This is a genomic window from Wolbachia endosymbiont of Drosophila bocki (assembly GCF_028982005.1).
In the GTDB taxonomy this organism is placed as follows: Bacteria; Pseudomonadota; Alphaproteobacteria; order Rickettsiales; family Anaplasmataceae; genus Wolbachia; species Wolbachia pipientis.
The window spans coordinates 1-7612 of record NZ_JAPQLG010000111.1 but is presented as its reverse complement, the minus strand read 5'-3'; the positions used below and the strand labels follow the sequence as shown (position 1 = coordinate 7612).

The 7612-nt window shown below is 36.4% G+C and carries 7 protein-coding genes; 4 read left to right on the top strand and 3 right to left on the bottom strand.

The features are described 5' to 3' along the window. Positions 1-178 precede the first annotated feature (178 nt). Positions 179-607, bottom strand: coding sequence for a protoporphyrinogen oxidase HemJ (gene hemJ / locus OZD61_RS02390; protein ID WP_274979712.1), 429 nt, complete (start codon positions 605-607; stop codon positions 179-181). Between the two features lie 55 nt (positions 608-662). Between hemJ and pdhA the strand changes: the two genes are divergently transcribed. Together pdhA and OZD61_RS02380 are read left to right on the top strand one after the other, a co-directional pair. Further along, positions 663-1643 (top strand): pyruvate dehydrogenase (acetyl-transferring) E1 component subunit alpha, encoded by a 981-nt coding sequence (gene pdhA, locus OZD61_RS02385; protein ID WP_274979711.1) that lies wholly within the window; start codon positions 663-665, stop codon positions 1641-1643. Positions 1644-2026: 383 nt separating this feature from the next. Continuing rightward, on the top strand, positions 2027-2950 hold the full coding sequence (locus OZD61_RS02380) for an RluA family pseudouridine synthase (protein WP_006279888.1): 924 nt from the start codon (positions 2027-2029) through the stop codon (positions 2948-2950). 7 nt (positions 2951-2957) lie between these two features. Here the strand turns inward: OZD61_RS02380 and OZD61_RS02375 are convergent, their stop codons facing one another. Next, positions 2958-4220: an MFS transporter gene (locus OZD61_RS02375; protein ID WP_274979710.1), complete on the bottom strand. Its 1263-nt coding sequence runs from the start codon at positions 4218-4220 to the stop codon at positions 2958-2960. 61 nt (positions 4221-4281) lie between these two features. Continuing rightward, positions 4282-6084, bottom strand: coding sequence for an aspartate--tRNA ligase (aspS, locus tag OZD61_RS02370; RefSeq protein WP_274979713.1), 1803 nt, complete (start codon positions 6082-6084; stop codon positions 4282-4284). Positions 6085-6281: 197 nt separating this feature from the next. On the opposite strand from aspS, the gene OZD61_RS02365 reads away from it, so the two are divergent. Both OZD61_RS02365 and ccmA read left to right on the top strand, forming a co-directional pair. Next, positions 6282-6713, top strand: a complete 432-nt coding sequence (locus tag OZD61_RS02365) for a hypothetical protein (protein ID WP_274979709.1) — start codon at positions 6282-6284, stop codon at positions 6711-6713. A 3-nt stretch (positions 6714-6716) separates the two neighbouring features. Beyond that, a complete protein-coding gene (gene ccmA, locus OZD61_RS02360) occupies positions 6717-7340 on the top strand; it encodes a heme ABC exporter ATP-binding protein CcmA (RefSeq protein WP_155968378.1) in 624 nt (207 codons plus the stop codon). Positions 7341-7612: the final 272 nt, after the last annotated feature.

Sequence of the window (7612 nt, the reverse complement as noted above, 5' to 3'; positions counted from 1 at the left end):
TTTATAATGAATTTTGTCAGTAGCCACCAGATTTTTTCAGTTCCTATGCAACAAAGCCATCCCAGTGTCAAGCACTGGGATGACAAGAAAGGGAGCACTGGAATTTTTATTTCAGTATTGTACATTAGCCATGCATCTGAACAGATACGAGCTTTCTGCTTTTTTTAGGTAAGGTCAGTCAAAAAGGTTTCACAACAACCATAATAACTATAACTATTATCAATACTGTAACTGCTTCATTTAAAACGCGAAAATAAATATGTGACTTCTTATTCGAACCCATTGCAAAATTTTTCCTATATTTTGCAAGTAGCATATGAATAATTAACATCAAAAGTATTGCAAATGCTTTTACATGAAACCATCCTTCACGATATGCTTCCCTAATAACCATTAGTGTAATTCCAAGACCAAGTGAGAAAAGCATTGCAGGGTTTATGATATATCTAAGTAGCCTCTTTTCCATTGTTTGAAGCAAGCTATCATTTTCCGATCCCGGTTTTACAGTTGCATGGTAGACATAAAGCCTGGGTAAATAAAGCATACCTGCAATCCACATGATAACAGAGATAACATGAAAAGCCTCAAGCCAGTGGTAATAGTTCATTAGCAAAAATTTAAAATTCCTGGTATTGTGTTAGTTTAATGAAAAAGAAATCGATATGAAAGCAGAAAATTTCACTAAAGAACAGATAATTGGATTCTACAGGAAAATGCTACTCATACGCAGATTTGAGGAAAAAGCAGGACAATTATATGGGATGGGATTAATAGGCGGGTTCTGTCACCTATCAATAGGACAAGAAGCAGTTGCAGTTGGAACTCAAGCTGCATCAAAATTAGGTGACGCTTTTATCACAAGTTATAGAGACCATGGCTTAATGCTCGCATGTGATTCTGATCCAAATGTTGTAATGGCAGAGCTTACCGGCAAAGAAACAGGATGCTCGAAAGGTAAAGGTGGTTCGATGCACGTATTTGACGTTGAAAAAAAATTCTTCGGCGGGCATGGAATAGTGGGAGCACAAGTTCCAATTGGCACAGGAATAGCATTTGCTAATAAATATAAGAAAAAAGATAATGTGGTATTTACATATTTTGGCGACGGTGCTGCAAATCAAGGACAAGTATATGAATCGTTTAATATGGCATCTTTGTGGGAGTTGCCTGTGGTTTACATCATAGAAAATAATGAATACGCAATGGGAACCTCCGTGCAAAGATCAACTTTAGTAACAGAGTTATATAAAAGAGGAGAAAGTTTTGGTATTCCTGGAAAACAAGTTGATGGAATGGATTTTTTCTCTGTTTATGAGGCTACAAGCGAAGCAGCGGAACGCACACGCAGCGGAAAAGGGCCTATCCTGCTTGAAATGAAGACATATCGATATCGCGGTCACTCAATGTCAGATCCTGCTACTTATCGCTTAAAAGAAGAAGTTGAAGATATGAAGCAAAATCATGACCCTATAAGCACTTTAAAGAAATACATGACAGATAATAAAATGGCTTCAGAAGGAGAGTGCAAAGTAATTGATAAGGAAATACGTGATTTAGTAAAAAAGTCGGAAGATTTTGCCAAAAATAGTAAAGAACCAAGCGTTGATGAGCTGTATACTGATGTTTATAAATTTGTTAGCTAATTTTTTTATCCAGAACTGTACAAACATTGTATAGTAAACGATGTCATCCAAATAGCTCCTTCTCCCGTCATCCCAGTGCTCTGACTACTTGGATCCAGCTGAGTTGGTGAGTATAAAAGTATAGCTAACGCAAGCTCTACGTCATGCCGCCGCGAACCGTCATACCGCGATTCATTCGCGGTATCTCTAGATCCCGCTAACAAGCAACGGGATGACGGTTGTCAGGCTAGCTGTCATCTCAGTAGTCTCCTTCTCCTGTCATCCGAGTAGCTGACACTGGTTCCTTTATGACGGCAGTAGCCCCTTCGGTGTCATTCCAGTGCTTGACACTGGAATGACACCAATAATTGACATTTCACTAGATATTCATTATAAATAATGGAATGCTACAAAGTATAAAAACCATATTAATAGAAGACGATAACGTTAGGCTGGATAGGTACATCAGAAGAATCTTTCCTGATCTAAAGCAATCTGTAATTGAAAAATCTTTAAGGAAAGGATTAATCAAAGTTGATGATTGCAAAGCAAAGTCCAGTGATAGAGTAAATTCTGGGCAAACTATAACGCTGAAGCACTTGAATTATATTGAAAACGCTAATTCTGATCGCAAATATAATGAAAAGTTAGTGAATCTACTAAGAGAGAACATATTATATGAAGACGAATATATACTAGCCATAAACAAACCCGCAGGGGTCATCGTTCAAGGTGGCGTAAAAGTAAAGATTAGCATGAGTGATTTGCTTGACCAAATAAGAGAGGGAGAAACATTTAAAATTGTCCATAGGCTAGATAGAGATACGAGTGGAGTGATAATATTCGCACGCAACGCCAATGTTGCCAGATACCTTATGGAAGAATTTAAAGGACGAAGAGTAAAAAAAACTTATTTAGCATTAACTTCTGGCATACCGAGCAAGGATAGTGGAACAATAGACTATCCATTGGTGAAAAAATATGTTTCAGGTCAAGAAAAAGTGGTCGTTGATGAAAATTCACCTCAGAATGCCACTACGCATTTTTCAATTATAGCAAAATCCAAACACAATGTTGCTTATTTAAAATTACAACCAATTACCGGCAGAACCCATCAGTTACGTGCACATTTAGCTCATATAAATTGCCCTATTCTTGGTGACGGTAAATATGGTGGTAAAAAAGCTTTTATTGATGGGATAGCAAATAAAATTCACCTTCATTCGCATTCTTTATCTTTAAAACTGCCAAACAATAAAGAAATCACTATCACCGCTCCTATCACTAAACACATCGAAAAATCCATTGAAGCGCTATTTTTCGACTGAAACGATTTCACCAATCAACTTTTCTGTCTTTGGCTTTAATTTGAAGCACAGATATTAGGCTAATTAATGCGCAGGCAGTAAGATAAATGCCTGCTGCAAGTTTTGTTTCGGTTTTTTCTATAAGCCACATGCATATGTATGGAGAAAGGCCACCAAAAATTCCTGCAGATATATTATTTGCTAAGCTTACGCCAGTGCATCTTACTTTTGTTGGAAACAGTTCACAAATAACAGAGCCATATATTCCAAAAGATGCACCTACTGGTATAGTAATCAATAAGTAAGTTATTATTACGACATATTGGTTAACGGAAGATAATAATGGTAATACACATGTACCAATCAGAGATAGCATAATCAGTACAGGAATCGTTACGCGTTTTCTTCCAACTTTATCAGATAAAATTGCAAAAAGTACCGCAGATGCTGCAAATACAACCTGTATTACTATCCTCATTAAATCTTTAACACTAATAGATAAAATAACTAGCTCTTTTATTGATATATTATAAAACATTATTGCTGCGTAGACAATTGCATTCTGAGCAATTCCCAGATTGATTGAAATAATAAGCGGTCTTTTATAGTTTCTTACTAGTTCTAACAATGGTGAATGTGCTAAATTATTAGCGTACTTATTAGTTTTATATGCTAAGCTTTCTTTTAATATGTACCTAGTTAAAAAACCTATTGTCCCCAAAAAAAAGCAAAAATAAAAAAGCAACTTCCATCCCCATATTTCATAGTTCTCACCTGTAACTCTTTTGCAGATAAATATCATTGTTATGCATAAGAGCGTTCCAAGGGCTCCGCTAAAGGGCTTCATACTTCCTAAGAAACCTAGATTTTTTTTATCTTTTGAATGCTCTATCGTAAATGCTGTATTAATGCTTGTTTCACCTCCTGCAGTTATTCCTTGCACTATTCTACAAAACACAAGCAATACAGGTGAAAGCAACCCTATTTCTTTATACCCAGGTATAATTCCCATAATTGTGGATGATATTGAAATTAATATTACTGAAGTAAGTAAAGTCTTTCTTCTGCCATACTTATCTCCCATATAACCAAAAATTACTGCACCAATTGGTCTAAACGCAAAACCAATTGCAAAAACACCAAGGAATTTGAGTGTACTCAAATAATGATCTTCTGATGGGAAAAAAACGTTGATGATTGTATCTGTTAATACTCCAAAAAGAGTGAGTTCATACCACACAATCATGTTACAGATCATGCCCGATAGTATTGCTTTTTGGATATTATTCATGGTCTTTCAATTTAACATAACCTAATATATCATTAACCGGTGCTCCTTGCTATAAAATTTTTCATTCAATAACCTTCAAGGATAATTCACGTAAATGCTTATCCTCCACCTTGGAAGGAGCACCCATTAGAACATCTTCACCTTGCTGGTTCATAGGAAAACAGATTACTTCACGAATATTTGGCTCATCAGCAAGCAGCATAACTATTCTATCAACTCCTGGTGCTATTCCACCATGAGGAGGAACACCAAATCTGAATGCACGTACAAGTGCACCGAATCTTGTATCAACTTCTCCCCGGCTATAACCTGCAATGGCAAAAGCTTTATACATGATATCCAGTTTGTTATTACGAATCGCCCCACTTGACAGTTCTATTCCATTGCAAACAAGATCATATTGGTAAGCAAGGATATCCAGTGGATTTTTGTCCTCTAAATCTTTCAGACCACCGTGTGGCATGGAGAATGGGTTATGAAAGAAATCGATTTTTTTACTTTTATCGTCATATACAAAATATGGAAAATCAATGATCCAACAAAACTTGAAGATATTATCGTCTATAAGACTGAGTTCTGACCCTAAAAGAGTGCGTACTTTTCCTGCAATGTTTGCCGCCTCATTCCCTTTGTCAGAAGCAAAAAATACACTATCTCCTGGCTCTATGTTTGTTGCTTCTCTTATGTGGTTTAGCCTATTTTCATCAAGAAATTTAGCAATTGGGCCTTTCGCAGTTCCATCTTTATCAAACGTTATATATCCGAGACCCTTAGCACCGAATTCTTTTTGCGCATGTTCTATCTTTTTATCAAAGAAGCTGCGTGGTTCCTCTGCTGTTTTAGGTGCAGGGATGGCTCTCACTACCATACCACGCTCAATATTGCTTTTGAAAATATTGAACCCTGAATCACGAAAAATTTCTGTAACATCGCTGATTAATAGTGGATTGCGCAGATCTGGCTTATCAGAACCATATTTAAGCATTGCTTCTTTATGTGTAATACGTGGAAAATCTTTATCAACAGACTTACGAGAAAATTTAGCAAACACTCTGTATAAGGTAGACTCAATAATCTGAAAGATGTCTTCTTGAGTTACAAAAGACACTTCAAGATCTAGCTGATAAAACTCTCCCGGAGAACGGTCAGCCCTTGCGTCTTCGTCACGGAAACACGGTGCAATTTGAAAATATTTATCAAACCCTGAGACCATGAGCAATTGCTTAAAAATCTGTGGAGCTTGCGGCAATGCATAGAATTTACCAGGATTTAGTCTGCTTGGCACCAAATAATCACGTGCACCTTCAGGGGACGAAGCAGTAAGTATTGGAGTTTGAATTTCCAACAACCCTTGCTCTATCATGAGCTTGCGGAGTTCTGCAATAATTTGTGAGCGCAGAATAATATTGTTGCGGGCTTTTTCACGCCTTAAATCAAGAAAACGATATTTAAATCTCATATTTTCCGGGTATTCTTGTTCGCCAGCAATGCTCGCTAATATACTTCTTTCTTCTTTCGCTATTTCTTCATCACGGTGGAACTCGACTTCCGATTCAACGTGCAAATTGCTAACTACAACCTCAATTTCCCCGGTTGCGATAGAGGTGTTTACCGTATCTTCAGTTCTAGCTTCAACTATTCCTGTAACAGTAATTACACTCTCCAATTTTAAATTTGATATCTCATCAAAAAAGTCTTTGTCATTATTAAATACTAGTTGAGTGATTCCATAGAAGTCTCTTAAATCAACAAAGATTAGGTTGCCGTGATCGCGCTTACGGTATAACCATCCAGAAAGGGTAACTTCCTTTTCTACATCATTCTTCCTTAATTCATTGCACATGTGAGTCTTGTAGCAGTTCATGTTTGTTTCACTTCTAAATTCTTTAAGAAGTATAGAAATAAACCTTACTACATACAAGCCCATTCGTCGGATATTTGTGCAATTTACGAAATAGAGCAGTATTACTTTTATACTGTCTTTACTCACACAAAAATTGCACAATTTCTATAATTATGGTATAATACAAGTGGCGCTTTGTAATAAGCTGAGTACAGAAAATGTCTTTCGGACAAATCATTATATGTAGTATAGCATTACTTGCTATAGTCAAAGTATTTCTCTTTTTGAGAAAAATATACAAAAATCGCATTAGAAAAATCATATTTCCTAGAAAAGTTTTTAAAGAAGAGTGGGAAGAAGACAGAAAATTCAATGAATTGTATCAAAAAAACAAGCAAAAAGAGTTGCTGAAGCAACAGGAAATGCTACGCGAGAAACAAAAAGATGTGCAAGTTTATAAAGAAGATCCAGAAATAGTTGACATAGCAAAACCGGTAGGTAAATGGACAAAGATGGTTATGATGGGTAATGGTTTAATGAAGCGTTTTGCACAATTGATACATAGCGAAGGCGGACAGAAAGGATTTTGGGAGCTGTTTGTTAAAGCTCAGGCTTCAACTCAAGGTAAACATAAGGGAAAGGGCAGATAATCCATGCTTGAATGTGAAAATTTATCCTGCGCTCGTAATAATAAGGTGCTATTTAAGAATCTCAGTTTTAAAGCTGAGCTAAAATCAAAGATTCTAATCACTGGTCCAAATGGTAGTGGTAAAACCAGCTTAATTAGAAGTTTATCTGGACTTTTACCGCCGGTATCAGGCAATATAAGGCACTGCGGAAAAGATATATATGATGATCCAAAATCCTATATACCTTCTATGGTCTATATAGGCCATAAGAATGCCTGTAAAGATAGCTTAACTGTTGCTCAAAACGTAGAATTCTGGGCAGGAATACGAAATACTAGAGAATTGATTGTGGCAGCTATTTGTTGCTTGCAGTTGCAACCTGTACTTAATATTAGATATGGCGAACTTTCTGCAGGCTGGAAAAGGAGAGTTGCGCTTGCTCGCCTCTTGATTTCTAATGCAAACGTTTGGCTGATAGATGAACCATTTTGTAATCTTGATAGTGCAACGTGTGAATTAGTGCTGAACCTAATCTCAATACGCTCTGAGCAAAATGGTATAGTAATTATTACAGGGCATAGCTCTACAGAGCAATTGTGTGATTTTACAACGATTGATATACGTAATTTCAATAGACTTCTTGTATAGTTTTTGGCAACAACCGCTAGAAATAAAAAACTTGCTTGACAAACTCCGCCAGCCCCCCTATCATATACACTGAAGCTGTTTATTTATCTTCTCTGTACAGATTAAATGACAAAGAAACTCACGTATCTGGCGTCTCATGTTTAATTTTTTGCACTATGTGCATCTTATGTCTTTATAAGACTTCTACCTACATAAGCTGAAGCGCGCTTATAAAGCGTTTAAAACATAAAAAAACGCCAACTTAAAAAATGGATAGTGAATAACTAGCTACC

What these genes read in the sequence shown, in the direction of transcription:
- hemJ (WP_274979712.1), bottom strand. Translation starts at nt 607, where the DNA reads ATGAACTATTACCACTGGCTTGAGGCTTTTCATGTTATCTCTGTTATC.
- pdhA (WP_274979711.1), top strand. Translation starts at nt 663, where the DNA reads ATGAAAGCAGAAAATTTCACTAAAGAACAGATAATTGGATTCTACAGG.
- OZD61_RS02380 (WP_006279888.1), top strand. Translation starts at nt 2,027, where the DNA reads ATGCTACAAAGTATAAAAACCATATTAATAGAAGACGATAACGTTAGG.
- OZD61_RS02375 (WP_274979710.1), bottom strand. Translation starts at nt 4,220, where the DNA reads ATGAATAATATCCAAAAAGCAATACTATCGGGCATGATCTGTAACATG.
- aspS (WP_274979713.1), bottom strand. Translation starts at nt 6,084, where the DNA reads ATGAACTGCTACAAGACTCACATGTGCAATGAATTAAGGAAGAATGAT.
- OZD61_RS02365 (WP_274979709.1), top strand. Translation starts at nt 6,282, where the DNA reads ATGTCTTTCGGACAAATCATTATATGTAGTATAGCATTACTTGCTATA.
- ccmA (WP_155968378.1), top strand. Translation starts at nt 6,717, where the DNA reads ATGCTTGAATGTGAAAATTTATCCTGCGCTCGTAATAATAAGGTGCTA.